Here is a 25,746-nt window from a genome sequence, read left to right as displayed (position 1 = left end):
ATGCCTCAACGAGCGCTTAGGCCAGGCGCGTGAACCCGTGGGCCACGCAGACCGCGTTGAGGTGGTCCGAACCCCACAAGATCGGCATCTCCGGGGCAGACGGGTCGGGGGAGAAATCAGCTATCAGGGCCTCGATGACGGGTCGCAGGACGGCCTCGGGCAGGGCCTCGGGATAGACGCCCTGCCTCGCCGCCGCGATCATATCGATGAAGGCGGGCCACACATCAGCCCGCAGACCCATGTGTGTCGCGTCGGCCCCGTCATCGGCGGCGAGCGGGATGGTGTAGGACACGGGTCCCCACCCCATCGCCGCGCCGATCTGGTCGCCTGCGTCCTTAAGCGCCATCGGCAGTATAAGCACCGCGCTATGCATTACCATTCCTCCTCGGGGCGAAGCTCTCGGACGGAGATGTTGTCGAACACCCCGGTGTCGCCTGCCGCTGCGCTGTTGACAGCCAAGCCAACGAACATCGTCGCGCTGGTTGCGACAAACACTTGGTCGACGGACCCGGTGATCTGAAAAATCTCGGTGGCAACGCTCGACGTGCCTACGCCGATACGCCCGCCGCTGATCACCTGCCCTCTGATGCGGTATGCCCTCCCGATCACAGCGCTAAAGGACTGGATTGCGCGACGATTTGTGCCGCCGGAAGGGTTTGTCACAACCAGCTGTCCGGAAACTGCGGCAAAGGTAGCACCGCTGCCGGAAGACCAGTTGCTTGCGTCAGTGTTGAACGTGCCGTTTAGGATTAGCTCCGGACCGGCTTCAACCAGCAGCCCCTTCGCCCCGCGCTCTTTGTGGTAGCTCAAAAGCCATTTACGCTCGGCAGCGGTCAGGGTCCTGCCGATCACCGCCCATCCGACCACATCACCAACCGCCCGCAGGATGTTTGACACACCCCCGGTATAGGAGGTCGGGCCAAGCTGGAATGTGCTGCCAGCCGCGTAGCTAGCCGGCGCTATGACTGTGCCGTCCCGCCCCGCAATGACCACGTCACCTGTCACCGCCTGCGGCAGCACTGTATCTAGCCGGTCGTCGGATAGGTCTAAGCGCGCGAAATAGTAAGACGGGACACCTTCTTCGGTGGTGATGAGACCATTCAAGCTGACCGACTGATAAGGGGTCAGATCGCCATTCTCGATTTGCAGTTTGCCGATGTTGATCGAGCCTGTGCCGGGAACTAAGCGCAGGTTGGCTGATGTGAGTGCCTTGAACGAACAGCGATATCCACCTGCGACCGGCTGCATCGCTGCGTCAGTCGTATTGTTGCCGCTGCTTGCCACGCCGGTAACCAGATTGAAACTGGCAGTGATTGCACCTCCTGTAGAGCCAACTCCGATTGAACCTGATGTGCCTGCCGAAGCGAAAAAAGATACGGTCCTGCCCGATGCAATCGGGGCCGACATCTGAAGGATGCTAGCACCAGAAATGCCGGTAAGCGTAGCGCCAAACCCGATCCCATCCAGCACAAACGTTGCGCCGTTCACCGTGCTAGGAGACGATCCTTCGAGTAGGTCACTACCAAGGTATATGTTCCGCCGGTCCTTCGGCGCGCGCCCAATCAGCGGCCGAAGCGAAACCGACGACTGGCGGGCGTGTGTGGCGTGTATCCTGTCCGACACAAGCGCGATTTGCTGCTCCGGCGCGGTCGCAGGGTTGGTGCCGGCCGTGTCCTGAAACAGCGACGACAGGTCGAAAGCATCGTAAGCGACGCCCGGCTCACCGTAGCGGAAAAGGTCTTGCAGCGTCGGTAGGATAGCGGTCTTGCCCAAGTTGGGATAAGTAAGCGTCGGCATCAGGGAGCCCTCCCGTCGATCTGCACCAGCATCACCCACGGTCCAGTGAGCGTTCCCCCGCCCTCGCGATGCACCGACACCTGGTCGCCCTTGGCCAGCACGAGGCCGAGATCGGTGATAGTCGTCACCCCGGCCCCCAGCGCGATGCCGCTGCGGACGGTGGTACCATTCTTGCGCACCGCCAGTGTCACGCCCGTCGCCGTGCCCACCAGCATTTCGGCGCGCAGGTACTGGCACGTCGCGGCGGCGTGGTAGTCCCGCGTCACCCACCAGCCGCCGAGGCCGGTGTCGACCGTGTCGCTCACCACCAGCACCAGCGGCTCGCCGGGCGCGCCGGGGGTGCCTTGCGCGCCGGCGGGGATGGAGAATGCCAGCTTGGGCTCCTCCGGCGTGCTCCCCGGCCCCAGGCTGACCTCAGCCGGCTCCCCCGGCGCCAGCGTGGTGGTCGGAAGGATCGCAATATCTGGCGTCAGGCCCGTGTCGCCCTTCGGGAGCCCGAAGACGAGCTTTGGGGCCTCGGGCGTGCTGGTGTGGTCCAACGTCACGCGCGCCGGTTGCCCGGGCGCAAGCGTGGTGGTGGAGAGCACCGAGATATCGGGGGTCAGGCCGGTGCCGCCCCGAAAATCGGTTGCCTCGGAGATATCGTCCACCAGCCCGCCAGAGCCGAGATACTGCCCCACAGCCGGCTTGTCGCCGCCCCCGCCCGTCCAGTCCGCGACCCGCATGACGACGCTGGCGCCGTATTCCTCGGCCGCGAACAGCGGCGCCCAGCCGCGCGGGCCCTGGATGCCGGGGACTTCGACAATACTGAGGCTCGCGGTGAGCATGTGGCCGGCGCGGCCGATCGTGATGTATCCCGCTGCAATCTTTCTTCGGGCGGCTCCGCTCAAAGCGAACAGATCGACTGTCGTCAGACGGCCTTCGGGCAGGCGACCAATCAGATCGGCACCATAGGCGACGACGACGCCATCAGGCAGATCCAGCGAGAGCCCGCCATTCTGGGTCGAAAGCAGGATCGGCGTGCCCCGCTGGTTAGGAAGAACCTCCATCTCTAAGGTAGCACCGGTCAGATCCCGCCCCTCAAGCCGGATCGTCACTGTCAGCCCATCCTCGCCGGGATACATCGGGAGGAGTATTTCGTCAGACGCCATAGCGGCCTCCGTGAATGTCGATGGTGAGCCGGGCGCGCCCGTCAGAACGAATAGGGGCCGGACCAGCCGGCGGCTTCCTTGCGCGTCAGGGTGAGCGGATAGCCCGTCTCCACCCGCAGCCAGAAAGACCCGGTGGGCGGCTGCGGCGCCAGCGCGTCGCGCTGGGCAATCGTGCCGCTGCCATAAGGGGCGATGGCGCACAGCGACAGGTCGCGGATCACCTTCACCAAGGCGTTGCTTGCGAAGAGCGCGTCGGCGGCAAGCGCGCTCTCGCGGGTGATCACATAGGCCGACCCCGCCACGCTCGGCCCCTGCCAGGCGAAGGCGAGCTTGCCCGCCCCGTCGGCGCTGATCTCGCGGATCGGCGCGCTGTAGCTCGCGCCGCCCGCCGCCACCCACAGCGTGCCGCCGGCCACGCCATTGACCAGCCAGCCCGTGCCGGCGCCAGTGAAGTCAACCGAGCCATGGACGAGCGAAATCGTGCCTTCCTCATAGAGGGAGGGTGAGACAGGCATGGCGATGTCCTTTGGGTCTAGAAATCCGAGACGTTCATGGTGGCGAACGCCGTCAACGTGCTCGAAGAAGCGCCAAGCCACGTGTACTTGTCTCGCGCTGAGACGTAAGCGTTCATGGTATCTTGCGGCACCCACTTATCTATTGTGGTGTTGAATATTCGCTTGTCGAACTCGCCTGAATAGCCGCACCCGCACCACCAGTCGCCTGTGGCATTCTTGTAATGCAGAAAGAAAGCAAAGGGTAATCCTGCGCCAACGGGCGGGGGAGCCGGTATGTTGTAAGCACCAAACGGTCTTGATGCCGGTATTTGCTCATACGCCTTGATGTAGGGGGTCAGTCGATCTGAGCGAAATATGTAATCCGTCTGACTAGCCAGATCGAAATGCACATCGTGCTTGGTGACAACCAAGCCGGTTGCCGGCGAGTAGTGCCAACGTCGCACGCCCTCGGTCGAATCCACCCCGCCACGATAGGCGGGGTCCGTCGCAACAACCGCGAAGCGGAAATTCGTTACACCCGTCCCGCCGGTCAGCATGATCCGGCTCGGATTGATCCAGTAAGCCGAGCACGCGATGCCACCGGCATTGGTGGTGAAATAGACGATGACGGGCGGGTAATGCGGATACGACCCCTCAAGATCGACGAAGCCAACCACCGGGCCTGAGCCCGTCGCCAGCACCGGGTCTGCCATGGGATCGGAGAGCGCTAGGCCTGAGCTCGCACATTGGCCGGTCTCCGCGATCTGGAAGACGTTCTTTTTGGTCGCAACCGTCATGTCATCAATGCCGGCGGTCTCGATCACGGCGCCGGGCCGCGACACAAACAGGCCACGGCCATGCAGCGGGTGATTGCCGAGGATGAAACCGTTCGTCCCCGAATCCTCGGGTGACGAGGCGTTATTGCCGAAGATGAAGTAGACATAGTCAACGCCGCTCAGCTGCGGCGACAGAAGTATGAATGCGGTGCGAAGGCTGACGCCGCACTGCCGGTATCCACGCTGATAAGCCTGCGTCCGGGTCACGCCGCCGGAGATGTACTGAAGCGAGCCGGACCCGCGTCGCGCCCATGCGAGAACGGGACGGACAAGGCTACCGCTCGACGGCAGCAGCTTCACCCTTCGTGTGGCGCCACCGGCGTAGTTCACAGTCAGGTTCGACAGCGAGGCGGCCGAGACCACATTGTTGTCGATCAGGCGGAAGGCATTAGGCCATGTGCTGTCGAAGGTGACGTAGCGCTCATCGAGGTTGATGTTCTCAACATCTTGGCCCGGGAGGCACGTCCGCAAACGCGTGACGCCGCCCAGGTTTCCCAGCAGAAAATCCGCCATTCAGCTGGTCCCGGTGATCGTGCCGTTGGTGATATCGATCCGGAGCTTGGCGCCGGGGCCGCCCTTGATGAGGCCCGTGGTGATTTCGCCGGCGTCGACCGAAAGCGAAGAGAGATTGGGCACCTTTAGAAACCCGACATTGATCACCGCTTGGTCCGTCGCACCATCGATCACGAAGAGTGGCGCCACCGCTCCCGTGACCGGGTTCAGCACCAGGAACTGATCAGCGAAGTTGGTGATGCGCGAGAATGGCATGCCGGCGGTGAAGCCGGTTTCCCAGGCGGTGCCGACCTCCACCCACTCATCTTCCATTGTGGCCCGCATGAAGATGACCAGTCGCGCGACCACGTCGCCGCTGCCGGCGATCACTTCCATCTTCCACAGGCCTTCGCCGGCGATGTTGCCGACCTGGGCGCTGAGGGCGCTGACGACCGCCGCATTGGCGTTCACGACGCCATCAAGCTCGGTTACCGAGGCCGAGAGGCCCGTGAGAGCCGCGGCATTGGCGGTCCCCGCCCGCACCGCCACTGCCGTCTCGCGCGCCTGCGCTCCCATGCCGGCGGCGGTTTGCCTCACCAGATCGTCGAGCCGCTGGCCGGCCGCGTTGATGTCGGCGCGGAGCGACAGCAGCGCCTGGTAGGCATCGCCCTTGATCTGGTCGAGATACACTCCGAAATCGGGGTCCGGCAGTTCGCTGGTCGTGACGAGTGCGCCCACGCTCCATGCCACGGTGCGTGGCGGGTCCGTCACCAGCCGCGTGCGCACCCGGTACTGCGTCGCCGAGAGCACGCCGTCGAGCAGCGCCACCGTCTGGCTCACCGGCACGCTGCGCAGGATCACCGCTTCCGGCTGGGCAGTCGGGAAATACATCACATCGACGCCGGTGACGGTCACATCGTCCACCGCCTCCCAGGCGGCGCGAATGCCCGCCTGCATCCGCCCGTCCGTCCCGGTGAGCAGGATCGGCAGCGCGGTGAAGGACTGCACCTCGGCGAGGTAGCTCGGCGCGCCTGGCGGCAGCGGCAGGGTCACCGCAGGGGCCGAGACGCCGTCATAGATCGAGCCGTCGCGCTCCTCGAGCGTCAGCTGCACATTGCGCGGCCCCTCGCCGTCGAGCGAAACCAGCGTCACCGCCTTGACGAGATACACCCGGTTGCCATAGCGCGCGCTGTTCCAGCGCACCCAATCGCCCGGCTCCAGCACCAGGAAGCGGGGGCGCAGCGTCACTTCCGCGCTCGCCTCATAGCGGTTCTCTTTGAAGTAGATCGCCGCCAGCGCCGCCCCTTGCCCCCCCACGCGCACCTGCGGGAAGTCGATGGTCAGGTCGCGGTTGCGCCGGTCGAGCGCCAGCAGCGCCGGGCTGGTCTGCGTCTCATAGTCCACCATCGACCAGACTTCGTCCGGGCTGGCGACCTTGCCGGCTACCGAGTTGACGAGCTCGCTCATGGAGCGCCGCGCCTGCCAGCGCACCGGCGCCGTGGCGATCAGGTCGTCATCGGTGAAGGTGATCGCCACCGGCTGGTCGTGGCCGACGACAGGCCAGGAGCCGGCGATGCCGTCCACCGTCGCCGCCCCGCACGCCATCTGGATCGAGGCGATGTTCTCCCCATGCTCGGCGGTGCAGTCCAGCATGATCGAGCAGCGGTAGCGCGGCCCGTACTCGGTCGCCTCATCGCTGATATTCGCGGCAGGGGTCCACTTGTCGAGCGGTAGGTCGGCCGGCGCCATGCCCATGCCGCAGAACATGTCGCCATTGATCGCGAAGCCCCGCCGGTAATTGTATTCGATCACCTGCGGGTTATCGCTGAACTCGTGCGTGGTCGGGTCATCCCAGCGATGCGGGCCGGAACCGCCGACGGTCGAATCCTTGCGCCAGTCATAGAGCCGCGCGCCCCGGAACTCGAAGAAGAAGTCGGGGAATGACGAGTTGCGCTCGTCGTTGAAGGTCATGCTCACCAGCACCGCCGTCTGGCCGATGCCGATATGGTTGGCCGTCCAGCGCCCCGCCGGGTTGGCGAAATTGACCAGCGGCGACAGCGCCGCCGTCTGCCGGCCGTCGAGAAACTTGATCCACACCAGCCCGGCAAAGGGGCCGGTCATCACCACCCGCCCGCGCGCCGGGCTGCTTTCCGTCGGCTCCAGCGTCACCCACTTGCCGTTAATGGCGACGCGCGACAGCCCGTCGCTGGGGTAATCCGACAGCGTGTAAAGCTGGTGCATCTCATAATTGGCGGGGCCATAGGTGCTGCAATAGGTGTCGTGCCCGGCGATCCCCACTAGCCCGCAGGCCACCTGCCGCTGCACGGCGCCGCCATATTGCCGCTCATACAGGACGCCCCCGGGCGTCTTCGGCGCCTTGTTGGCCAGCGCCTTGGAGGCATAGCTCGCCGCCACGCTAAGGCCGATTCCGAGCACCGCCTGACCGACGACGCCAATGCCGGCGACGAAGGAGCCGACAGCGGTTACCGCCGTGCCGATGGCGGCGACGATGGGCGCAATGACAGGCATCAGGCCACCCGGAAGGCGCGGGTGACAGAGGAGATCGGCAGCACCAGCGCGCTCGCCGGCCCGCGCGTGAAGAAGCCGGCGCCGGTGAAGACGCCGCCCGACACCTCGCCATTGCCCTGGTGGATCACGCCGATATCGCCGCGCTGCGCTTGTGCCACCGGAATGGCGGGGAAGCGGTCGGCAAAGGCGTCTTCCACGGTCAGGAAGCCATGGCGGCGCAGCACCCGGGCGGCGCCCTTGGCGGTGCGGTAGCGCCGGGCATCCCGGAACATCCGCGCGCCGGTCACCGCCTCAACGGCGTCGTCGGCGATCGCATAGCAGTCGCTCACCCCGTACTGCGTCGGGAGCGCGAGGTGCTTCTCCACGACGAGCCGGAGCCCTCGCTCCCAGCCTTGGACGCGCATGGCCGAATTCCTGATTTGTAGAAGTGTCAGACGTTGGTGACGCCGGCGATGAAGCCGCGCCCGGCGACGACGGGCGCGCTGCCGGAAACGGTGCGCGCGCGGCCCCAGAAGATTTCTTCCCGGCCGCGCATCGCGCAGTGCTCGAAGAACAGGTCGCCCGGCGCGCGCCGCGCCTGGTCGGCCACGGTGCGCCGGCGCTCATTGCGGCGGGTATAGTCCAGCGCCCGGCTCTCGCAGGCGGCGGTGATGGTGTAGCCGGTCGACGGGTCGTCTTCGTGGGCGATCACGTCGACATAGCCGCGTCGCATCGGCTGCACATGCAGCAGCGCCCCCGTGTCCGGGTGGAAATAGGCGTCGTACACGGTCACCGGGCGGTCCCGGTAATCTTCCGCCTCGATGCTCTGCAACACCGCCGGCGTCAGCCCGGCGGGGGAGGCGGCGAGCGTCACCGTGAAGCCCCCGGCCGAACGGTCGACATCCCCGGCAAGGTCCGACACCGAGATCAGCCCGCCCGGCTGATAGGTCAGCCCCGCCCAGGTCAGCGGCTGCTGCGCCCGGATGAAACCATACTGGCCGGACCCGAAGGCGAAGCGGATCATGCCACGGATGGAAATCCGCCCGGCGTCCAACAGGGCGAGCACGTCTTCGGGCAGCACGATCATGGCCTAGATCCTCTGCCAGGCGGAAAAGGTGAAGGTGCCGAGGCTCGGCAGCGCGCCGTTCTCATCGCCGCCGCTGGTCCAATCGAGCACGAGCTCACACACCGGCCGCCACAGCCGGACTACAGCGTCGGGCGTGAACAGCGCCGTATGCAAGAAGGGCGCGACGGTCACGGTGGCATTGCCCGCGCCGTCGGCCCCTGCCGCATCGATCACCTCGTAATAGCCCCGGCGCAGCGGCGCCCCCTGCTCGATCCCTATCCGGTCGCCGGGGGTGAAGCGGTATTGCGCCGGCAGGCCGGAGAGGGTGAGCACGCCACCCGCGCCGAGCGTCACCACATTCGCCGTGCCATCCCAGCCGGCCTTGATATCCACCGGGGAGCGGGCGCCGGCATAGGCCAGAGGCGCGCGGCGGCGGGTGTCGAAGGCGAGGAAGCTGCGCAGCCCGCCCTGCAGGCTGATCTTCCACGCGCCCCATTCCGCACGCAGCGCCGGGCGCAGCGTGTAGGTTTCCCCCGCGAACAGCCACACCGGATCGTTCACCTGCGTCAGGTTCGCGAAGGCGCCCTTGCCGGAAGGCGACATGGCGACGTTCTCGGCCAGCGTGAGCGTGCCGCTGCGCAGGCCGCATTCCGGCAGCGGGCGCGGAAAGGTGAGCGCCATCACACCCTCACATTGCGCATGCGCGCGTTGCGAATACCCTTGACCGCGAGGCCGGGGATTTCCCGCTTCAGCTGCACGACTTCGGCCCGCAGGCGCGCCAGTTCCGGGCCGTCGGCTCCCGGCGCGTTGATCGAGATCGGCATCGAGAGGCTCAACCGGTCACCGCCGCGCCCCATGCCCGCCAGCGAAGGGATGCGCGGCGCCGAGCCCACGAGGCCGCCGGCGGCCATCTTGCCGATCCGGCCGGAATTGATGGCTTCCAGCAGCGGGGCGAATTTCTTCGCCTGCGCCGCCCGCACCACATACTCACCATCCGACAGCATCATCGGGATGCTGTCGCTGGTGCCGGTGCCCGGGCCACGAATGCGCCCGCCCGTGGCGGCGCGGCCGATACCGCCGCTCACCGGCCCGCCCTGCGCCATGCCGCCGAACAGCTTGGCGAGGAACCCGCCACCGGCCGGGTCGAACAGCGCGTTCAACGCCATGTCGAGCAGCTTGTCGGCGACATTGTCGAGGGCATTGGCGAGCGATTCCGCCGCGCTCGCCCCATTCAACAGCCCAGAGGCCAGATCATCGGCGAAACCCCGCGCCAGATCGTTGGCATCGTCGAACGCCTGCTGCGCCTTCTCCAGCGCCTCCACCTGGCGGCCATAGGCGGCCGACACATCTTCGATCGCCGCAATCTGGTCGGGCGCCAGCTGAATGCTTTCGAGATCGGTCTCGCCCTTTCGCCGCGCCTCTTCGCGCAGATCGGCAAGGGCGCGCTGCTCGAGGTCAATTGCCATGCGCCGCGCCTCCTGCGCGGCGATGCTCTGGCCGATCATCTGCTGTTCCGCCGCGAGCGCTGCCGTGCGGTCTTGGACGGCCTGAATATCCTCCCGGAGACGGTCCGATGCCGTCCGCCGCCCAACCTTCGTGGTGTCGGAAGTCACACCCGGCCCCTTGCCGTAGCCGTCGCTCGTTGCTGCCAATCCGGCTTCGGGGTTCGCCAGCCGCTTCTGGAGGTCCGCCAGTTCAGCCTTGCGCTTGGCGATCTCGGCGAGCGCCGCATCGATCTGTTTGTTTGCGAAATCCTCGTTGGTGGCAGCGAAGGCCGCCGCCTCGCCGAACATGGGCGTGCTCTGTGCGGCATCCCGCACAGCCTGGGCCGCCTTCAGCTGAGCTTCCGCGTTCTCAACCGCAGCTGTCGCGCTCGCCAGATGGGCTTTAGCAAGAGCCTCGAACTTTGCCTTGGCGCCATCGGCCCCACGCTGTGAGGCCGCGAAGGCGTCAGTCAGTTCGGAAACGGCATTTTTATGCCGTTCGGCCGCTTCATCCGCCTGGTCTTGGCGCATGGAAAGAAGCAAGAGACCGGCCGAGACCGTGCCCAGCAAGATGCCGATAGGGCCGAGCGACGCGGTGAACGCGGCGCCGACAGCGGTACCGGTACGAAGGGCCGTGAGTAACGCTCCGAGGGCGACCACAGCATTGCCCGCCGATATGACCAATCCCGCGAGCGCTCTGCCCGAAAGAGCACCGGCAATGATTGTCGCAAGCGAGACAGCACCGTCGGCGACAGTGCCGAAGTTGGCCGCCAAGAGAAGTAGTGCGCTGACAAGCCCGCGGCTCGCGCCTGCGGCCATGTCTGCGTTGCCGATGTAGGCCGTGAACTCATTGTTCACGGTGGTGATCGCATCCTTGATCGTGGCATTGGTCGCACCGAACTGCGCCGCCACTTTCGGCTGAGCATTCAGTATCGCTTGGAAAACGCGATCCGAGGTGAGCTTGCCCTCAGCGCCGAGGTCCTTCAGTCCGGCAATCGTCGTCTTGAACTCATCGGCGATTGCCTGCGCCAGAATGGGCGCGTTCTCCCGGAGGGAGCGCAGTTCATCGCCCTGGAGCACGCCGGAACCGAGCGCCTGCCCCAGCTGAAGGATGCCGGCGGCCTGTTCGGAGGCGGACGCGCCGCCAGCCTTGAAGGCCTGCGCCACGATCTGCGTCGCCGCTGCGATCTCCTGCTCGCTCTTTGCCACCCCCGACGCCGATCGGATGAGCCGTGCGTACAGGTCGACATAGCTCTCAAGATCGGTGCGGGCCGCGTTGGCGCCGTCTTTCAGCGCATCAAGGCTTCGGGCCTGGACACCGGCCGAAGTCGCAGCGGCGCGGACCTTGTTGCCGGCCTCTGTCCAAGCGTCGGCATAGGCCGCGATCTCGCGGACGCTAAGGGCTGCGCCAATACCGGATAGGGGCGCGAGAAAGGCGTTCGCCGCTTGCTTGCCGATGCTGTCCAGCCGGCTTGCCATCTGCGCACCCCGGCGCTCGATTTCCCCGGCTTGGCGGTTCATGATGCCGACGGCGCGGCCCATCTGCCGGTCAAAGCTGCGGATATCGGCCGAAATTTGAGCGACAAGGCGCTCAAGGTCGGTAGATGCGGCCATCGCGGGGGAGCCTTATGAATCTGTTTTGGTGGGTAGTCGGAGCCATCGCGGTGCTGGTGATCGGGATTCCGATCCTGATGGCAGTGCGGAGAGCCAAGGCCCGTGAGGAGGCGGAAGGTTGGCTTAAGGCGTCTGGCGTTGCCGAACACGTCACCGGCTTGAGCAGCGGCGACGCGATCGGCATCAACTATGCGACTAAGACCCTCGGCGTCGTTGCAGGAGGGAATCGTTATCTCGTCGAGATGCACGGCATTATTTCCGTCGAACTCATCGAGGACAGCGACACCGTGTCGAGGGTCAACAGGAGCGGACAGATCACCGGCGCTGCGGTTGGTGCGCTGGCGCTTGGCGGTGTCGGCGCTCTCATCGGTGGCCTATCGGCCGGGCGCACTTCGAAGACCAAGGTGAGCAAGCTCGCCTTGCGCATCTTCACCGACAGTCCGCATGTGCCGGTGATCGAGGCCTGCGCCTACCAAGGCCCTGAAGTTGATCGATCTGGCATCGTCTATCGCCAGGCGGAAGCGGAACTTCTGCCGTGGTTCGGCAGGTTGCGCGCCGTCGTCGAGCGAGGCGTCGCCGCCTGACGTCAGATGCCGAGCCAGTCCGCGAGATCGTCTTTCTCGGCCTCGCTTAGCTTGCTGCGGGCATCGGGATCATGAGCCTGCGCAAACCCTTCAACGGAGGCCATGAACTGCCACATGGACATTCCGTCGATCTGCTGTGGTGTGAAGCCCATAACGGCTCCTGCGCCATAAACGGCGGCGAATCTGAACTTTCCGTTCGGGAGGCTATCCAACTCCTCCCTTGATCCGCCGCCTACGGTTTTCCCAGCGGCTCATCCGGGGCGCCGACCAGCGCGGCGCCGAGAACCGCGTAAGCTAACGCGGCGTTCTCGACGGGGAGGCGCCCGCTCTCATCACCCAGCCAACTCTCGACGATCCGCAGGGCCTCGACATGGGTCATGCCGGCGCCAACTAGGCCCAGCAGAAGCACCACCGAGACATCGTCGGCCTTCCACTGGCGAGCGCCGAGCCGGTCCAAGATCACGAAGGGTCCCGCGTCGCATGCCTCCTGCAACGCGACCAACTGGCCCCAGCCAAGCCGAAACTCGAAATCGGTGCCGCCCACGCGGCTGACCAATCGTGCATCGCGGCTCATCGCAATCAGGCCCCCGGGATGGTGCTGGTTTTCACCAGTGCGCCATCGCCTTGCATCTCCACCGAGACGGTGACACGCCCGGCACGCTCGGCGCTCATGCCGAAATTGCTCAGATGCGCGTGGCCGACGAAGGTCACGGTGCCGGAGGAGAATTCGATCTCCACCTTGACCGGCACCGAAGCGGAACTGTCATAAGCATCGAGCCAGGCGTCCACCGATCCGGCGGCGAGAAGGCCCTCGCCGGAAATGTTCCAGTCCTTCGACTGCACGTCGCGAGCGAGGTCGACAGCAGCGTCCGGGTCCGCGCAGTCGGGAATCTCGATCTCGGCAAGGTTCTTGATGAGGTTGAGCGCCTTCGAGGTGAAGCCGCAGGGCGCGGCATAGACGGTCGGCGTGGCGTCGTTGCCCAGCAGGACACGGAACTTGCCGAAGCGGGCGGTTACAGGCTGCGCCATAATGGCCTCCAACAGAAAGGCCCGCACGGAGGCGGGCCGGATGACAGGGCAAAGGTCGGGTCAGTCGGCGCTCTCGATCACGCCGGAGAAGGTGATGGCGGCCTGACTCATCGTGCCGCCCCGGTCCCGGAATACCCGGGTGATGCGATGATCGAGGCTCACCAGAGCGTTCTCGGTCAGCGCGAAATCGCCGATCATGGCTTTGCGCACCGCCGCACCGAGCCGGCGCACCTCGACAAAGCCGGGCGCCTCCGACCAGCAGTCGATCTGCAACGCGAATTCGTAGGCCCCAATGCATTCGGCGCTATCCTCGGCCGCCTCGCTGGGGCCGATGGCGATATAGGGGCGGTCGGCACCGAGAGGCACATCGTCGAACACGCGCCCGCCGACGAATGCCACCACGCCGGCATCGGCCTTGAGGCGAGCCACTACGGCACCCTGCAATTCCAGCAGCGGATCGGTCATGAGGTGGAAACCTTTCTCGCGGCATTCCGCATCGCCTTGCGGATGCGGCTCTTGGCCCGCTTCCTGTTGGCGCGGAAGGACGGGTAGAAGAAGGGCTGCGCCCGTGTTCCGGGGTGCTGTGAGCCGGCGAACAACCCGCCAACGATGTGCGGCGCGGTGCCGAACTCCACCCAGCGGGCATAGAAGGCCTCGCTGTTGCCGGCATAGACCGTGATCGTCAGCCCCTTGCCGAGGGCGGAGCGGGCCACCTTGCCGAGCGTGATGGAGCCGCGCGGCGGCGCCCCCCACGTCCAACCGATGCTGGCGCGCAGCGCGCCGTCATCTTCCGGGGCCAGGGAGCGCGCGAGGCGCACGATCTCATCCGCCACGGCTTCCATCGCCGCGCGGATCTCGGCCTCCGCCACCTTGGGCAGGCGCTTGAGCTTCCGCTCCAGCTTCGCCAACCCGAGGATCGTCGTGCGGCGCGCCATCAGCCCGGCTCGCCTTGGGTGACGAGAATGTCCAGCCACAGCCCCAGCGCGTCCGGGTCGGTCGGCGGCGCGGTGATGGCGAACACCCGCGAGGCGTCGCGCGCGTCCACCACGCGCCAGTCGCTCGCCACCAGCCGCGTCTGGCTGCTCTGGCGCACCGTCAGCACATAGGGCTGCACACCCTGCAGGCGCGAGGCCATCACCTGCTCACCGCCCCGCAGCGGCCTCAAGCCGGCGGCGACGGTGAAGCGGGTGACCCAGGCCCCGCGCGTGTTGCCATAGCCATCATCGACCACGGCACGCGACTGGAAACGCACCCGCTCCCGCAGGCGCCCGGCACCCGTCTGCCGGCTCATCCGAGCACCCGAAAGGGGCCGAGCAGACGCCGCACGCTGAAGGGAACCTCAAAGCGTTGCGCGTCGGTGCCTTCCTCTCGGTTGTTGAACCACTCGGCGACCATCATGCGGATGGCGAGGCGGAAAACCTCCGGCATCTCGGCGTCTTCATAGCCGGCGGAATAGGTGACGCTGACGGCGTCCGGCCGGCAGGCCGTCGCGGGCCATGATCCGGTGGGCGCGAGGATGGTGGCAGCGACGACATAGCCGGCCTCGGGAAGCGTCGTCTGCTCCCCGGCGGGATCGCGATACTTCACGCCGGTGACGGCACGCACCGGCCCATAGGGCAGGCGGACGCGCCGGGGGAAACCGGGGAGGTCGAGCCGCAATGTCTGCCGGGAAATCGATCGGCCGTAAATGTTCGGGGGACCGTCGAAATGGGCCTGCGCAGCGGCGATAAGCGCCGTGATGGTGGCGTCTTCGTCCCCATGATCGACATGGAGCCACTCGCGCGCCTCCGCCAACGACACCAGCGGCGAGAGGGCCCCGATGCGGGTGATGATCACGCCCGCACCCGCTTGTTGCGCGGCGCGGCACCTTCAGCCTTGTTCTGCACGGGCGCTTCAGCCTTGGCCTCGCGCTCGCCAGCTTCCGGCGGTGCCAGCACGCCAGCGCGGACCAGATGAGCCACTTCGTTCGCCTCGGCCGTCCGCGTCTCGCCGCGTTCATAGAGCCGCTCGGCCATGTGCCGGCGGGCAACCGCGTATGTGACCTTCGCCATGGGCATCTCCTGATGGATGAGCGGAGGCGACCGGGGCCGCCTCCGTTGCTGTCGTGATCAGGGCGTGGTGGGAGCCGGCAACTCGCCGTAGACGAAAGCTTCCGGGCGATACACCGCCAGCGCCAGACGCTCCTCGCCGAGCACGGTCACCAGGTTCTTGGTGAAGTCGTCGTTCTCGAAACCGACTTCAACGCGCGCGTCCCAGCGGTCGAACACCTGGGCTCCGAGCCGGAAGGCGCCGGTCAGGAAGTCGCCCTGCGCCATGGCCTGGGTGGCGACGACAGGCAGGTTCCAGAGAGTGGGCGCCAACGTGCCCTGCGGATTGCCGACGATGTAGCGGCCGAGCGTATCCTTGGTGAGCTCGATCGCGGCCCAGTCGATGGGGTGGAGCACATGGCCCGTGGCGGGATATTCGGCCAGCGCCGCTTGCAGCATGGCCAGGCGAAGAGTGTCGATAGCCGTTTCGCCATCCGGAGCGAACGGGGCGGAATATGGCGAGGCCTGCGGCACGATGCCATGCAGATTCTGGCCCGTCCCGTCGCCGTTCAGAAGCTGCGCCTCTTCCTTGTAGGCGAGACCGTAGAGCAGGCGCTGATCGATGATCGAGCGCAGCTGCGAGAAGTCATCGAGAATCTGGCGCGAGGCCTTCATCCAGTGCGCGATAACCTTCGCACTGGTGGTGACGAGGCCGAACTTCAGGTCCGACGACGGCTTGGCCGCGCCCTCCGCAACCGGCGCCGCGTTGTTCACGAATCCCGTCTCCTTGACGTACTCCAGAGAGGAGCCGTCCATCCGGCCGGGGGTGATCAGGTCGCGAACGGTAAGGCGGCGCTGGGGAAGTTCGAGAATGCCGGGCAGGCGGGTCGTCTGCACACCGGCCCCCGCCGAACCCGCGGCGTTCGAGGTGGCCGAGGTGATCGTGGCCTTGATGCGCATGTCGGCGCGCCGGCCGCCGGAGGGCGCGGCGGCAAGGTTCTTCACGCCCTCCTGTTCGATGAACTGCTCGCCGATCGACTTCTCGGCGGCGGGGCGCGTATCGCCCTGCGCGAGCTTCTGCTCGATCTGGGCCACCTGCTCGCCGAGCGTGTTCATCTTGATCAGTGCTTCGTCGGCCCTTTCTTTCAGCGAGGCGCTGGCCATCTCGCCGGTCTTGGCCTTGCCGAGAGCCTCCTCGGCAATTGCCTTAACCGCGTCGACCGAGTTTTTGAAGGCGGTCTTCACTTCATCCGCCAGCTGGGCCGCAGTCTTCGTGCCGCCGTCGTTCGGAGCGTCGAAGCAGATGATGGGAGCGCCACGCCACAGGGCAGCACCGAGGCGGGCCACCGAGCCCGCACCGCGAAGGGTGGTCGTCATGTTGATATCCTCAGGGGAGGTGGTCGGGTTCAGCCGCCCAGAAGCGCCTTCAGGAAGGCGGCCGGTTCATTCGCCTTCTCGCCCTCGGACTCGCTCCGAATGGCCTTCGCATAGCCGACAGAGGCGATCTGTACGGCCATGGCCTTCGGGACCCCTGCGTCACGCAGGATGTCCTCGAATTCCTTGATCGGCATGGGGTCGCCATCGCGCAGGCGCCGGGCGAAATCCTCCATGCGGTCGGCGGACTTCACCGACTCCACCCGCGCGCGGCGGTTGGCCGGGAATGACACGAGGCTGATCTCGTGCAGATAGAGCTTCTTCAGCAGGCGCACCGCGCCGTCCTGATCGGTATCTTCCTCGCGATACCCGATGGACAGTCCGCCAATGGCCGACGCCTTCAGCAGCGCATGCGCCTCGCGCGCCTTCTCGACCTCGAGCACCAACCGACCCTTGCCCCACAGCCCCTTGGCGTCTTCGGCCAGATCTTCCCACACGCCAATCGGCTGGTACGGGTCATGCTGCCACAACATCAGGACGTTGGAGCCCTCGCGCTTATGGCGGGCCAGGCTCTCGACGAAGGCGCCTGGCATGACCTTCTCGCCATAGCTGTCGACATTGCCGAAAACCGAGCCATAGCCCTCGAAAGTGCCGTCATCGCCGAGCGCCTTGACCTGTAGCGCAAAGCTCTTGGTCTTGTGCTGGCCGGAGTCCTTGATCTTCATTCCGGGTTCTCCCGCGGCGGCCGGTCCTCATCGTCGATCGCAGGCCCGCCGTTGTCGCCGATGCCGCGCGCCTCGGTGATGGGTATGTTTTGGGCCTGCATGCGGGGCACGTCGCCCCCTTCCACCGGCGGCAGGCCTTCCAGCCGGCGCACATAGTTGATGGTGAACACGCCAGCGTTCAGCATCGCCACGTAATAGGCGGCCCGTGCCTTCGAATCCCCACGCAGCAGGCTCTCGAAATTGAAGCCGACCGTGATCCCCGCTGCGCGATCTGCCGGCGTCAACAGCTGCTTCTCGATCGCCGCCTCGATCCGCTTGGCGCGGCGGCGCAGCGCGAAGCGCTGGAAGCCCAGCGTCTGCTGCTCAATTCCCGTGCCCCAGCTGGTCGACTTCTCGGTGTGTCCAACCATGAAGGGCGGCACGCCGAAGAGCCGGCACACTTCCTCCACAGAACGCGCGCCGGATTGCAACATCTGAGCATCGTCCGGCTTCATCTGGATGGCTTCGGCCTTCACGCCGCCCTCGGCCACATAGGGGCGGCCGGCATTGGCCGCGCCCATGTACTTCTCGACGAGGATGTCGTTGGCGAGCGTCCGCTGTTCCTCCGTGAGCCACTCGGGGAACACGAGTTGCACCGTCGGGCGCATCCCGTTCTTGAAGAAGCCGCCGGCCGAGCGGTCGATAGCCTGCGCCAGGCCGAACACATTCCGGCCGAAGCTCAGCGTCGACATGCCCCCGAGCGGTGAGCCACCGAAGCCGCGAATATGCAGCACCTCCGCCGCCGGCAAATCGAAGCTGCCGAATTCGTCTGTCCAGCGATACCAGAGGCCGCCACTGCGCTCGCGCCGCACCGCGACAAGGTCCGGCATGACCGGGATCAGGGCAACGATGCGCGCTCCCGAGCGGACGATGCGCACATAGGCATTGCCCCAAAGCTCGAGGCTGACGCATACGAACTCCCAGAAGTCGACGGCGGTCTGGTCGGCATTGGGGCTGTCATGCAGCAGGCGGTAAAGCGGGTGGTCGGGTGCCTCATCCGCTACCCCGGAGGCGGTGCCGCGATAGACCAGAAACTGCAGCGAGGCGACAGTGCCGGCCAGCAGGTTGACGCAGGCCCACGCCGTCGAAAGCGCAAGCGTGCCGCGCCAGGTCACCACCTCGTCGGAAAAGCCCGTGTGTCCGGTAGGATACCACCCATCCGGCCGCAGCGTCGTCATCAGCCGGGTCACCTCGGACTTGCGAGCAAGCCCCACGGCGCCGAGCATCTTCGTCATCACGCTCATGCCGCTGCGCCTTTGAGTGACTTGAAGAACCCAGCCATCCCAGCCCCCGCCGCCGTCGGGTTCCAACTCATGAGGATGGCCGCGCAGAGCATGGCGATGAACGGGTCAATCTTGGCGCGGCCGGCCGCCTGCTTGGTGGCCATGTTGCCGTTCGCCTTCACCTCGACCTTCACGTTCCCCACGCACCAGTTCATGAGCGCCAGCCCGGCATGGCTCACCGTGTCGTCGCTCAGTTTGTGCTCAAGCCCCCAGAGGGCAGGCGAAAGAGCGGGGCCTTGGAGCAGCCGCCTCAGCATCGGGCCTTCGATCCCGCAGGCGGCCAGCGTATCGATCAGCGCGGCGATATTGTTCGGGTCGAACCCCACCGCGTCCTTCGCCGGCAGCAGGCCCTCGCTCTTCAGCAGCGCCACGATCGCTGCGATCTCGGCCAGGTACTCACTGACTTCGGCAAAGGTCAGCGAGCCCTCGGCCTCGAAATCGTCCAGCGTCGCCGCTATATCCTTGCGCACCTCGCGAACGTTCGGGTGTGCATAGGCATGGCTCCAGACAAGCCAGCGCCTGGTGACCTTCTCGCGACCGATGACGCACAGCCCGAAGAGGTCATCAAGGCCGCCGCCATCGAGCCCGACGACGGCCACTTCGCTCCGGGCAATAAGGGCTTCGAGGGTCAACCCGGTATCCGCTCGAAGCTCCCAATAGTCCGCGCCGCGCCATCCATCGTCAGCGATGCCGACGCCGATTTCGATATTAAGATGTTGCGAGGCCCACACCTTGATGGCGTGGTCGCCCTTCTCCTGCTCCGAATTCCAGTCGGCAATCAGGCTCGGAAGCTGCACCGAGCGGCCGAGGTTCGGCATCACAAGGCCCCAATTATCGGGGTCCTTCCACTTCGCCGGGTCTGCGGCGATGTCGCGCGGGAACTCGTAAAGGATCGGCAGCATCTGCCGGACATCGCGCCCGCGGTACTCGCCGTCACGCATCTTGCGGGCGAACTTCAGCTCGTCCTTGAAAGCGCCGACGGGAGCGGCGTCGCTCTGCGTGGTGGTGATGATCAGCAGCCCTTCCGGCGTCTTCTCAAGACCGCCCCGGATCTGGCGCATGACCTTTGTCGTGTGGGCGTTCCGTCCCAGCAGATGCAACTCGTCGACTAGGGCAGCGATAAGGATGCTGCCCGTCAGGATGTTCACGTCGAACGTCTTGACCCGAAGCTCTGTGCCGTTGGCCTGATCCACGATCGTCTTGATGTGGTCGCGTGGCAGAAAGCGCCGCTTGAGTTCGGGCTTGCGGTCGATCATGCCGACCGCCTTGTCATAGGCGTTTTCCGAAATGGCCTGCGTCGGCGCGACGAAGAGGGCCTCCGCCCGGGGCCGGATGTTCATCAGCATGATGATGAGCAACAGCCCGGCGCTATACGTCGTTTTCGACTGCCCCTTCGGGAGCATCGCGAAGATGTCGCGGATGTACCGAACGCGGGCAACAGGGTCCCATGAACCGAAGGCCGCGCGGACGATCTCGCGGAACCACAGTCCACAGGCGTCACGCATCGGCGGGGTGCCCGGCACGTCCGGCAATTCCAGTTCGTCGAACATGGCAAGCGCCAGTTCGGCCTCTTCGCTCATCAGCGGCAAATCAGGGATGAGCGAGCGCCCGCTGCGGATACGGTCTTCCCAATCGGGGCAGGACAGGTCCCACATGGCGCTAGTTGACCTTGCCCTGACGCTGGGCGATCAGCTGGCCGAGGGTGGAGCCGGTGTCGGGGCGTTGGGCGGCAGCGGCGGCGGCTTCCTTCTTGCCCAGCTTGGGCGGCTTCGGTGCCGCTTTGGCCGGGGCACCGCTGGAGCGCCCGTAGAGCATCATGTCGTTCCGTTCGAGGAAGCGATCGAGATGCTTCATCGCCGCCACGTTGCCCTTCTCGACTTCGGCCCAGAGCAGTTCGACGCGCCGCATGTCCAGCCGGTCACGCGCCACCTCCCGATACTTGAGCTCAGAAAAATAATGCCGGCGAAAGGTCGGCAGGGTGATGCGCAGAGCGCCCGCGATCCGCTCATTACTCCAGCCAAGCGCCAGTAACATACTGACACGCCTACGGTTTTCGTTGGTCGGGACATGCTGCGGCCGGCCCCGACCACCCCGGCCTTCCGGCACCGGGTCGCCGAAGAGGTCGAAATTCCCAGCCATCGAAAAAAAACCTGCGAATGAGGGGGACGCGGGTACGCGGGCGAGGGGGGCTCCAGACTTTCTGGCCCCCCTCCCGTCGCCGCGCTTAGAATTAGTAGGGTTATGCCCGCCTTGTGGGCTTAGGCGCGCCTAGTGCCAGACGCCGCGCTGTTGCAGCGAGGCCTGTTCCTCGCGCTGCTTGAGCTTGTCGTGGCAGGGCTTGCACAGCGTCTGCAGGTTGCTCTCATCCCAGAACAACGCCGCGTCGCCGCGATGCGCCTTGACGTGGTCGCACACGAGCCGAGACGTGTCCGCCTCGATCCGTCCGCACTCCCGTCGCTGGCAGGTGTAGAGGTCGCGCAGCAGCACCTTGAGCCGAAGCGCCCGCCACCGAGCGGTGTTGTACCAGGCGCGCCAAGGCGCCGCCCTTGCTCGCCCCATCAGCACCCCCAGACATGCGAAAGGCCCGAAGCGTTTCCGCCCGGGCCTCTTTATCCGTGCACAGTGAGCACCAAATGTAAGGCGCAAGTCAAGCCCTCGTCACAGCCACCCCGCGCAGTGACGGGAGAATGCGCCTTTGCGGAGCGTCCGGCTCCCATGGGCGGGCCGCCCGCTTGGGCCCGGTGACCCGGTGCGCGTCGAGCGATTCGGCCAGCAGCCCCACCAGCGCCATCAGCGCGGCATGCCACACCTCATATTCGGCACGGTCGCAGGCCGCGTAGACCGGCGAGGGCACCAATTCCATCTTGTGATAGGCACCGGGGAAAGGGCGCCGGCGACGCGGGCACCAGCCGTCTACCTCGTGTTCGACATAGCCGATGATCTCGCCGTTGACCGTCTGGGCTACCTTCCGCTTCATGAACCACTTGGCGTGGCCACGGTCACCGCCTCGCACCCGGCGATACTCGATCGGCTCCGCCTCCCAATCCGGCACCGTGCCCATCATCGCGTGCTTGCGCACCAGCCAAGCCGGGGACGCCTTGAACCGCAACCCGCCATCCTCGCCCCGCACCGCCAGCCGGTCGAGCGCGTCGCTCACCGTCTTGGCCCCGGCCTCGCCCCAGCCATCCGCCGGCGCCATATCCGCGAAGGGCCACCAGCCCGCCGGCACGTCGAGGTGCAGCCCGTCCAGTTCGGCAACGGCGCGGTCTACCAGCAGCGCGTCAGGGTGCGGGCCATCCAGCGCCGTCATGTCCGGAGTCACGCCATAGACGTTTCGCACGTCCCGGCCGTCGATCACCGTCCCGAGCGTCGCCCACAGGGACATGGTAGCCCAGCCGGCCCCGTGCCGCGCCGGCGCCACCGGCTCCGCCGGCACCTTCGGCAGCTCTGCCCGATACGCCCAGATCAGCAGATCCTCGATATCCATGGTCGTCTTCATCGCCGGCCCCTGTTGCTGTCCAACCTGTCCAACCTTTTCAGAACAGAAATAAGAGGTTGGACGCTCGCAAAGCCTTGCGGCTGCTCGCTTTGTCCAACCTGTCCAACCTGTCCAACCTAAAAGCCGCCTCCGGCGCCGTGAGAGCGGGGCCTTCGGCGTAATTTACATTCCCGGCGCGGCCTTCACGCGCGCGCGGGCGCACATGCACGTGCGAGGAAAAAGGTTGGACAGGTTGGACAGGTTAGGCAGCGCTTTGATATCGCTAGCGTTTCTGCGTCCAACCTTTCGGCCCGCGTCCAACCTAGGTTGGACAAAGGCGCCTCTACCCCTTCAACCCGATCTCTCTCACGGCTCGTCATCGCCCCAATCCACGGCTTGGCCGAGTTCTCTCACGAAGGCGTCGCGGCAGTCGGCGAGGCTGGGCATGACAAAGCACCAAGAGCGCCGCATCACGCCCGGCTCTACCTCGATCGTGAGCCGGCGTTTGATGATGCCGGGCACCAGCTTGCGCAGCTTCATGCCTACGGCCGTCTCTTCCGCTTTGCGCCGGATGCCGATCTTGTCGGAGATATCGAGATAGTCGGCAAACAGCGCGTCGCACGACACCTCTTCAAGCCACGTCGCGCAGTTGCGGGTGCTGGTGCCCTTTTCCAGCCGCCCGAACCACCAGGATTCGATGCTGTCGAGCGAGCGGAGCTTCTGCTCCAGCAGGCCGCCGGTGCGGGGTATCTTCCGAAGGTCCACCTGCGAGAGGTCGAAGTGCAGCAGGTCATGCAGCAGCGCCTCGCGCCCCCCGGCATCAAGCTCTTCGTCCATCTCGCGGAAATAGTCGGTGTTCTGGGCACAGCGCGGGTTGATGTCGAGCACACAAAAGCGCCGCTCATCCTTGCCGGCCGGCACCACCCAGTCCTCATTCGAGGTCATCATCAGGCAAACGAAATTGTCGATGCGGATGGGGTCGATGCCCTTGTTCTCGATCATCTGGAACTTGGACGTGACGAGCCCCTTCAGCCGCCCTTCGGCCGCCTTGTCACCCGCCCACACGGCTTCCTCGGCTTGCAGCAGCAGGCAGGACGCCATGTGCGAGTTGAATTGCCCGGTGATGTAGCGCGGGTCATCGACCGAGAAATAATGGGCGGCGATCAGGCTTCCCATCACCTCGCCCACCTTCGACTTGCCCACGCCCATCTTGCCGCGCATCACCAGCGCGGTGCCGATCCGCTCGCGCGGGCGCTGCATCATGTGCGCGAACCAGCCGAACACCCAGCGGTACAGATCAGGGTCGCCATCACAGACATTGTTGATCATGTGGTCGCGCAAAATCGCGTAACTGCCGCCATTTCGCGGTTCCACGGCAAAGCCGCGCCACAGGTTGAGGTAGCCTTCCGTCGCCTGCGCATCCGGTCCGGGGTTGAACTCGATTCCCTGAAACTGCCGCCGGTCCCGCGCGCTCAACCAGCGCGTCGCCCAGGTCACCACCTTCAGGTCGCCCTGCGGATTCACCGTCTCGGTGAAGCGGTTGGAGAACCACTGCTTGAACGCGTCCACGGAGATGATGCGCAGCCGGTCCTCGATCGGCCCGGCCGTCTGCTCACGCACCATCACGGCCTTGGAGCCCATCAGCACCAGCGCCCATTCGGCGTTCATGTCGTCGGTGGAATAGCCCATGGCCCGCGCCCGGGCCGGTGCGTCTTCCTCGCCCGCATCGCCCGCCGGCTTGCGCTTGCGGCGGGGTTTCGCGGGCGGCGCCGTCTCATCTTCGGCGGGCGCTGCGGCTTCCGGCGCCGGTGCGTCCGGCGCGACGGGCGCCAGCCCCTCCACCGGGTCCACCATGCGGGCGATGGCCTCGAAAGCCTCGTGCTTCGGCTGTTCGCCCATCACATCACCATGCTGTTGAAGTCATGGCCCGCCGGGGGCCACAGGGTCGCCACGCGGCGCCCCGGCACCAGGTGCCGGCGCTCCGCCCGCGCCATCGTCAGGCGGGTGGTGAACGGGTCGCTGTCCCCGTCGCCGAGAAGGCGCAGATCCATCACGCTGTCGGGCACCGGCACCGCGGCCGAATCCATGTCCGGTTCCGGCCCCGGCACCTGCTTCACCCGCCCGGCCGGCGTGCGCTCGCTCGGGTGCGGCACGCGGCTATGGTCCGCTGCGCGCCCGGCGAGATTGCCGAGGTCGACCGAGGTCCACATGGCGAGCCCGTCCAGCGCCCGCCCGGTGCACGCCAGCGCGGTGAAGACGGTCAGCACCGTCTCGATCCCCTCGCCGAGGATCAGGCGCCCCGGCGCCGCATGGCGCAGAAGTTCGATCCGCCCGCCCGCCTTGCTGCCGCGCACCTTCTTGGCCGGCAGCTTTTCGCCCGTGTCGGGGTGCACCAGCGCCAGCTTGCCCTTGGGGGCATCGAGGTCGATCCAGGTGATATGCAGCCCCGCCAGCCGCCCGTCGGCGCCGGTAATGGCCGCCAGCATGGCCGGCCCCTCGTGCAGCCGGCGCCAGTTCTTCCGCCCCGCCTCATCCTGCCCATGCTCGAGATAGGGCATGGCCGGGTGCGCCCGCAGCGCGGCGCCGGCGGGCCAGTCCACATGGCGAATGTCGCGCAGATAGGTTTCCACCGGCGTGCCCGGCAGTGGCCCCGCCGCCTGCCAGAACTCCCAGCACCGCTTGCGCTCCGCCTCGCGATAGGCGGCATTCTTGGCCTCATCGGCCGCCTTCTTTTCCGCCGCCGCGCGCGCCCGCCGCGCATCCTCCGCCGGGTCGGTTTCCTGCGCCCCGCCCAGCCAGTCCACGGCCTCGCGGAAGCCCAGCTTTTCCACCTGCTGCACAAGGCGGATCACGTCGCCGCCGTCCTGGCAGCGCGCGCATACCCAGCCATCGTCCCAGCACTCGAAAGAGGTGGAATCCTTGGCCGCCCGATCAAGCGAATGGATAGGGCAGGGGCCGACCATCCGCCCCTTGCGCGCGCCACGGCGCAGGCTCACCCACTTGCCGGCGACATCGCAGCAGGAATTCCGGGCGCGCAGATCCGCGAGGGAGCTTTCGGAGATCATTCCGCCGCCTCCATCTGCCGTGCGGCAACCGTGCTCCACTGCGCCGCCATCGCGGCGGCAAGGCCCTCATAGGTGCGGCTGCGGTCTCTCCAGCGGTCAGGGCCGGGAGACGCCCGATGCACCTTCGACCACGCCTTGTGCTCTTCCGTGCCGCGCGCCGGCGGCGTCAGCTTCTTGGTCGGCACCAATGGCGGCAATCCGCGCAAGTGGAGCCCAGTTGCCTTGAAGGCCGGGTCGCCAAACCACCACGGCTGCACGGTCTGCGGCTTCGCCCAGTTGCGAATCCGCTCGCGCGCATAGCGGTGCATCACCGGGTTCTCGACACACACCCGCTCCACCGGCGCGTTCCAGCAGTCGGAGAACAGTGCCGCGCCGGCGTCGAGTTCGGCCCACATCTCCTCAAGCGTCCGGCGCGGCGGTGCCTTGCGCAGCCAGCGAACCCCGCTGTTGCACAGCCGCGTGCAGGGCGGGTGCATCACCGCGAGGAGGTCCCACCCCTCGGCGAGATGGTACCGCACATCGCCGATGATGTGCCGGTTGCTGCCATCTTTGGCGGGAAGCACGTCGACCGACCAGACATCGTGCCCATAGGCCGCAAATGCCCGGCGCACGACACCAGAGGTTTCGCAGCCGATCAGTATGCGCATTGGGGCAGGATGGTCGATCGGGGAAAGCACTGCAGTCATGCCGCCACCCTCTC

The 25,746-nt window shown here is 66.3% G+C and carries 29 protein-coding genes; 1 reads left to right on the top strand and 28 read right to left on the bottom strand.

The window, feature by feature from the left end; translation table 11 throughout:
- Positions 1 to 16: 16 nt before the first annotated feature.
- Genes K9D25_RS15900 through K9D25_RS15855 form a run of 10 tightly spaced genes read right to left on the bottom strand, consistent with a single transcriptional unit; the run spans position 17 to position 11,442 of the window.
- Complete coding sequence (locus tag K9D25_RS15900) at positions 17 to 373, bottom strand: hypothetical protein (protein ID WP_244376607.1); 357 nt, start codon at positions 371 to 373, stop codon at positions 17 to 19.
- Positions 373 to 1,797, bottom strand: coding sequence for a hypothetical protein (locus K9D25_RS15895; RefSeq protein ID WP_244376606.1), 1,425 nt, complete (start codon positions 1,795 to 1,797; stop codon positions 373 to 375). Before K9D25_RS15895 ends, K9D25_RS15900 begins: the two co-directional genes overlap by 1 nt.
- Positions 1,797 to 2,948 (bottom strand): hypothetical protein, encoded by a 1,152-nt coding sequence (locus tag K9D25_RS15890; protein ID WP_244376605.1) that lies wholly within the window; start codon positions 2,946 to 2,948, stop codon positions 1,797 to 1,799. The genes K9D25_RS15895 and K9D25_RS15890 overlap by 1 nt, the downstream gene beginning before the upstream one ends.
- Before the next feature lie 41 nt (positions 2,949 to 2,989).
- Positions 2,990 to 3,463, bottom strand: coding sequence for a hypothetical protein (locus K9D25_RS15885; protein WP_244376604.1), 474 nt, complete (start codon positions 3,461 to 3,463; stop codon positions 2,990 to 2,992).
- A gap of 17 nt (positions 3,464 to 3,480) precedes the next feature.
- Entirely contained in the window at positions 3,481 to 4,791 is a 1,311-nt protein-coding gene (locus K9D25_RS15880; RefSeq protein WP_244376603.1) for a hypothetical protein, read from the bottom strand.
- Positions 4,792 to 7,299: a phage tail protein gene (locus tag K9D25_RS15875; protein ID WP_244376602.1), complete on the bottom strand. Its 2,508-nt coding sequence runs from the start codon at positions 7,297 to 7,299 to the stop codon at positions 4,792 to 4,794.
- The gene (locus K9D25_RS15870) at positions 7,299 to 7,703 is read right to left on the bottom strand and encodes a DUF6950 family protein (protein WP_244376601.1); all 405 of its coding nucleotides are present in this window, start codon (positions 7,701 to 7,703) and stop codon (positions 7,299 to 7,301) included. Before K9D25_RS15870 ends, K9D25_RS15875 begins: the two co-directional genes overlap by 1 nt.
- 26 nt (positions 7,704 to 7,729) lie before the next feature.
- Positions 7,730 to 8,365, bottom strand: coding sequence for a DUF2163 domain-containing protein (locus tag K9D25_RS15865; RefSeq protein ID WP_244376600.1), 636 nt, complete (start codon positions 8,363 to 8,365; stop codon positions 7,730 to 7,732).
- 3 nt (positions 8,366 to 8,368) lie between these two features.
- Positions 8,369 to 9,025 carry a hypothetical protein gene (locus K9D25_RS15860; RefSeq protein WP_244376599.1) on the bottom strand — a complete coding sequence of 219 codons (657 nt, stop codon included), beginning with the start codon at positions 9,023 to 9,025 and terminating at the stop codon, positions 8,369 to 8,371.
- Positions 9,025 to 11,442 carry a tape measure protein gene (locus tag K9D25_RS15855; RefSeq protein ID WP_244376598.1) on the bottom strand — a complete coding sequence of 806 codons (2,418 nt, stop codon included), beginning with the start codon at positions 11,440 to 11,442 and terminating at the stop codon, positions 9,025 to 9,027. The genes K9D25_RS15860 and K9D25_RS15855 overlap by 1 nt, the downstream gene beginning before the upstream one ends.
- 14 nt (positions 11,443 to 11,456) lie before the next feature.
- Here K9D25_RS15855 and K9D25_RS15850 point away from each other — a divergent pair, with 14 nt between their 5' ends.
- Entirely contained in the window at positions 11,457 to 12,026 is a 570-nt protein-coding gene (locus K9D25_RS15850; protein WP_244376597.1) for a hypothetical protein, read from the top strand.
- 2 nt (positions 12,027 to 12,028) lie between these two features.
- Here the strand turns inward: K9D25_RS15850 and K9D25_RS15845 are convergent, their stop codons facing one another.
- From K9D25_RS15845 to K9D25_RS15760, 18 genes are all read right to left on the bottom strand, one after another.
- Complete coding sequence (locus K9D25_RS15845; RefSeq protein ID WP_244376596.1) at positions 12,029 to 12,178, bottom strand: hypothetical protein; 150 nt, start codon at positions 12,176 to 12,178, stop codon at positions 12,029 to 12,031.
- 80 nt (positions 12,179 to 12,258) lie between these two features.
- Positions 12,259 to 12,600: a gene transfer agent family protein gene (locus tag K9D25_RS15840; protein WP_244376595.1), complete on the bottom strand. Its 342-nt coding sequence runs from the start codon at positions 12,598 to 12,600 to the stop codon at positions 12,259 to 12,261.
- A 5-nt stretch (positions 12,601 to 12,605) separates the two neighbouring features.
- Entirely contained in the window at positions 12,606 to 13,055 is a 450-nt protein-coding gene (locus K9D25_RS15835; protein WP_244376594.1) for a phage tail tube protein, read from the bottom strand.
- A 60-nt stretch (positions 13,056 to 13,115) separates the two neighbouring features.
- Positions 13,116 to 13,520, bottom strand: coding sequence for a DUF3168 domain-containing protein (locus K9D25_RS15830; RefSeq protein ID WP_244376593.1), 405 nt, complete (start codon positions 13,518 to 13,520; stop codon positions 13,116 to 13,118).
- Positions 13,517 to 13,990, bottom strand: coding sequence for an HK97-gp10 family putative phage morphogenesis protein (locus tag K9D25_RS15825; RefSeq protein WP_244376592.1), 474 nt, complete (start codon positions 13,988 to 13,990; stop codon positions 13,517 to 13,519). The genes K9D25_RS15830 and K9D25_RS15825 overlap by 4 nt, the downstream gene beginning before the upstream one ends.
- Entirely contained in the window at positions 13,990 to 14,346 is a 357-nt protein-coding gene (locus K9D25_RS15820; protein ID WP_244376591.1) for a head-tail adaptor protein, read from the bottom strand. Before K9D25_RS15820 ends, K9D25_RS15825 begins: the two co-directional genes overlap by 1 nt.
- Positions 14,343 to 14,891: a head-tail connector protein gene (locus K9D25_RS15815; protein WP_244376590.1), complete on the bottom strand. Its 549-nt coding sequence runs from the start codon at positions 14,889 to 14,891 to the stop codon at positions 14,343 to 14,345. Before K9D25_RS15815 ends, K9D25_RS15820 begins: the two co-directional genes overlap by 4 nt.
- On the bottom strand, positions 14,888 to 15,106 hold the full coding sequence (locus K9D25_RS15810; RefSeq protein ID WP_244376589.1) for a hypothetical protein: 219 nt from the start codon (positions 15,104 to 15,106) through the stop codon (positions 14,888 to 14,890). The genes K9D25_RS15815 and K9D25_RS15810 overlap by 4 nt, the downstream gene beginning before the upstream one ends.
- Before the next feature lie 57 nt (positions 15,107 to 15,163).
- The gene (locus K9D25_RS15805; protein ID WP_347881476.1) at positions 15,164 to 16,387 is read right to left on the bottom strand and encodes a phage major capsid protein; all 1,224 of its coding nucleotides are present in this window, start codon (positions 16,385 to 16,387) and stop codon (positions 15,164 to 15,166) included.
- Between the two features lie 101 nt (positions 16,388 to 16,488).
- Positions 16,489 to 17,181, bottom strand: a complete 693-nt coding sequence (locus tag K9D25_RS15800; RefSeq protein WP_244376587.1) for an HK97 family phage prohead protease — start codon at positions 17,179 to 17,181, stop codon at positions 16,489 to 16,491.
- Positions 17,178 to 18,464, bottom strand: coding sequence for a phage portal protein (locus K9D25_RS15795; protein WP_244376586.1), 1,287 nt, complete (start codon positions 18,462 to 18,464; stop codon positions 17,178 to 17,180). The genes K9D25_RS15800 and K9D25_RS15795 overlap by 4 nt, the downstream gene beginning before the upstream one ends.
- Complete coding sequence (locus K9D25_RS15790; RefSeq protein ID WP_244376585.1) at positions 18,461 to 20,158, bottom strand: terminase TerL endonuclease subunit; 1,698 nt, start codon at positions 20,156 to 20,158, stop codon at positions 18,461 to 18,463. Before K9D25_RS15790 ends, K9D25_RS15795 begins: the two co-directional genes overlap by 4 nt.
- 4 nt (positions 20,159 to 20,162) lie before the next feature.
- Positions 20,163 to 20,537 (bottom strand): hypothetical protein, encoded by a 375-nt coding sequence (locus K9D25_RS15785; protein WP_244376584.1) that lies wholly within the window; start codon positions 20,535 to 20,537, stop codon positions 20,163 to 20,165.
- A 234-nt stretch (positions 20,538 to 20,771) separates the two neighbouring features.
- Complete coding sequence (locus tag K9D25_RS15780) at positions 20,772 to 21,062, bottom strand: HNH endonuclease (RefSeq protein ID WP_244376583.1); 291 nt, start codon at positions 21,060 to 21,062, stop codon at positions 20,772 to 20,774.
- An 88-nt stretch (positions 21,063 to 21,150) separates the two neighbouring features.
- Positions 21,151 to 22,002, bottom strand: a complete 852-nt coding sequence (locus K9D25_RS15775) for a hypothetical protein (RefSeq protein WP_244376582.1) — start codon at positions 22,000 to 22,002, stop codon at positions 21,151 to 21,153.
- Between the two features lie 345 nt (positions 22,003 to 22,347).
- Entirely contained in the window at positions 22,348 to 23,880 is a 1,533-nt protein-coding gene (locus K9D25_RS15770) for a primase-helicase family protein (RefSeq protein WP_244376581.1), read from the bottom strand.
- Positions 23,880 to 25,046 (bottom strand): DUF7146 domain-containing protein, encoded by a 1,167-nt coding sequence (locus K9D25_RS15765; protein ID WP_244376580.1) that lies wholly within the window; start codon positions 25,044 to 25,046, stop codon positions 23,880 to 23,882. Before K9D25_RS15765 ends, K9D25_RS15770 begins: the two co-directional genes overlap by 1 nt.
- Complete coding sequence (locus tag K9D25_RS15760) at positions 25,043 to 25,732, bottom strand: hypothetical protein (RefSeq protein WP_244376579.1); 690 nt, start codon at positions 25,730 to 25,732, stop codon at positions 25,043 to 25,045. Before K9D25_RS15760 ends, K9D25_RS15765 begins: the two co-directional genes overlap by 4 nt.
- Positions 25,733 to 25,746 lie beyond the last annotated feature (14 nt).

The sequence above is a fragment of the Ancylobacter polymorphus genome (assembly GCF_022836935.1).
Lineage (GTDB): Bacteria > Pseudomonadota > Alphaproteobacteria > Rhizobiales > Xanthobacteraceae > Ancylobacter > Ancylobacter polymorphus_A.
Note: the sequence above shows the minus strand (reverse complement) of the source record. Positions and strands in the feature narration are given on the sequence as shown.

Bases quoted from the DNA above. Each gene is read 5' to 3' on its own strand.
- K9D25_RS15845 (WP_244376596.1), bottom strand. From the start codon at position 12,178: ATGGGCTTCACACCACAGCAGATCGACGGAATGTCCATGTGGCAGTTC.
- K9D25_RS15870 (WP_244376601.1), bottom strand. From the start codon at position 7,703: ATGCGCGTCCAAGGCTGGGAGCGAGGGCTCCGGCTCGTCGTGGAGAAG.
- K9D25_RS15900 (WP_244376607.1), bottom strand. From the start codon at position 373: ATGCATAGCGCGGTGCTTATACTGCCGATGGCGCTTAAGGACGCAGGC.
- K9D25_RS15795 (WP_244376586.1), bottom strand. From the start codon at position 18,464: ATGAGCGTGATGACGAAGATGCTCGGCGCCGTGGGGCTTGCTCGCAAG.
- K9D25_RS15835 (WP_244376594.1), bottom strand. From the start codon at position 13,055: ATGGCGCAGCCTGTAACCGCCCGCTTCGGCAAGTTCCGTGTCCTGCTG.
- K9D25_RS15855 (WP_244376598.1), bottom strand. From the start codon at position 11,442: ATGGCCGCATCTACCGACCTTGAGCGCCTTGTCGCTCAAATTTCGGCC.
- K9D25_RS15850 (WP_244376597.1), top strand. From the start codon at position 11,457: ATGAATCTGTTTTGGTGGGTAGTCGGAGCCATCGCGGTGCTGGTGATC.
- K9D25_RS15785 (WP_244376584.1), bottom strand. From the start codon at position 20,537: ATGTTACTGGCGCTTGGCTGGAGTAATGAGCGGATCGCGGGCGCTCTG.
- K9D25_RS15865 (WP_244376600.1), bottom strand. From the start codon at position 8,365: ATGATCGTGCTGCCCGAAGACGTGCTCGCCCTGTTGGACGCCGGGCGG.
- K9D25_RS15895 (WP_244376606.1), bottom strand. From the start codon at position 1,797: ATGCCGACGCTTACTTATCCCAACTTGGGCAAGACCGCTATCCTACCG.
- K9D25_RS15860 (WP_244376599.1), bottom strand. From the start codon at position 9,025: ATGGCGCTCACCTTTCCGCGCCCGCTGCCGGAATGCGGCCTGCGCAGC.
- K9D25_RS15780 (WP_244376583.1), bottom strand. From the start codon at position 21,062: ATGGGGCGAGCAAGGGCGGCGCCTTGGCGCGCCTGGTACAACACCGCT.
- K9D25_RS15885 (WP_244376604.1), bottom strand. From the start codon at position 3,463: ATGCCTGTCTCACCCTCCCTCTATGAGGAAGGCACGATTTCGCTCGTC.
- K9D25_RS15775 (WP_244376582.1), bottom strand. From the start codon at position 22,002: ATGAAGACGACCATGGATATCGAGGATCTGCTGATCTGGGCGTATCGG.
- K9D25_RS15810 (WP_244376589.1), bottom strand. From the start codon at position 15,106: ATGGCGAAGGTCACATACGCGGTTGCCCGCCGGCACATGGCCGAGCGG.
- K9D25_RS15765 (WP_244376580.1), bottom strand. From the start codon at position 25,046: ATGATCTCCGAAAGCTCCCTCGCGGATCTGCGCGCCCGGAATTCCTGC.
- K9D25_RS15820 (WP_244376591.1), bottom strand. From the start codon at position 14,346: ATGAGCCGGCAGACGGGTGCCGGGCGCCTGCGGGAGCGGGTGCGTTTC.
- K9D25_RS15830 (WP_244376593.1), bottom strand. From the start codon at position 13,520: ATGACCGATCCGCTGCTGGAATTGCAGGGTGCCGTAGTGGCTCGCCTC.
- K9D25_RS15840 (WP_244376595.1), bottom strand. From the start codon at position 12,600: ATGAGCCGCGATGCACGATTGGTCAGCCGCGTGGGCGGCACCGATTTC.
- K9D25_RS15880 (WP_244376603.1), bottom strand. From the start codon at position 4,791: ATGGCGGATTTTCTGCTGGGAAACCTGGGCGGCGTCACGCGTTTGCGG.
- K9D25_RS15760 (WP_244376579.1), bottom strand. From the start codon at position 25,732: ATGACTGCAGTGCTTTCCCCGATCGACCATCCTGCCCCAATGCGCATA.
- K9D25_RS15800 (WP_244376587.1), bottom strand. From the start codon at position 17,181: ATGAAGATCAAGGACTCCGGCCAGCACAAGACCAAGAGCTTTGCGCTA.
- K9D25_RS15875 (WP_244376602.1), bottom strand. From the start codon at position 7,299: ATGCCTGTCATTGCGCCCATCGTCGCCGCCATCGGCACGGCGGTAACC.
- K9D25_RS15890 (WP_244376605.1), bottom strand. From the start codon at position 2,948: ATGGCGTCTGACGAAATACTCCTCCCGATGTATCCCGGCGAGGATGGG.
- K9D25_RS15770 (WP_244376581.1), bottom strand. From the start codon at position 23,880: ATGGGCGAACAGCCGAAGCACGAGGCTTTCGAGGCCATCGCCCGCATG.
- K9D25_RS15790 (WP_244376585.1), bottom strand. From the start codon at position 20,158: ATGTGGGACCTGTCCTGCCCCGATTGGGAAGACCGTATCCGCAGCGGG.
- K9D25_RS15825 (WP_244376592.1), bottom strand. From the start codon at position 13,990: ATGGCGCGCCGCACGACGATCCTCGGGTTGGCGAAGCTGGAGCGGAAG.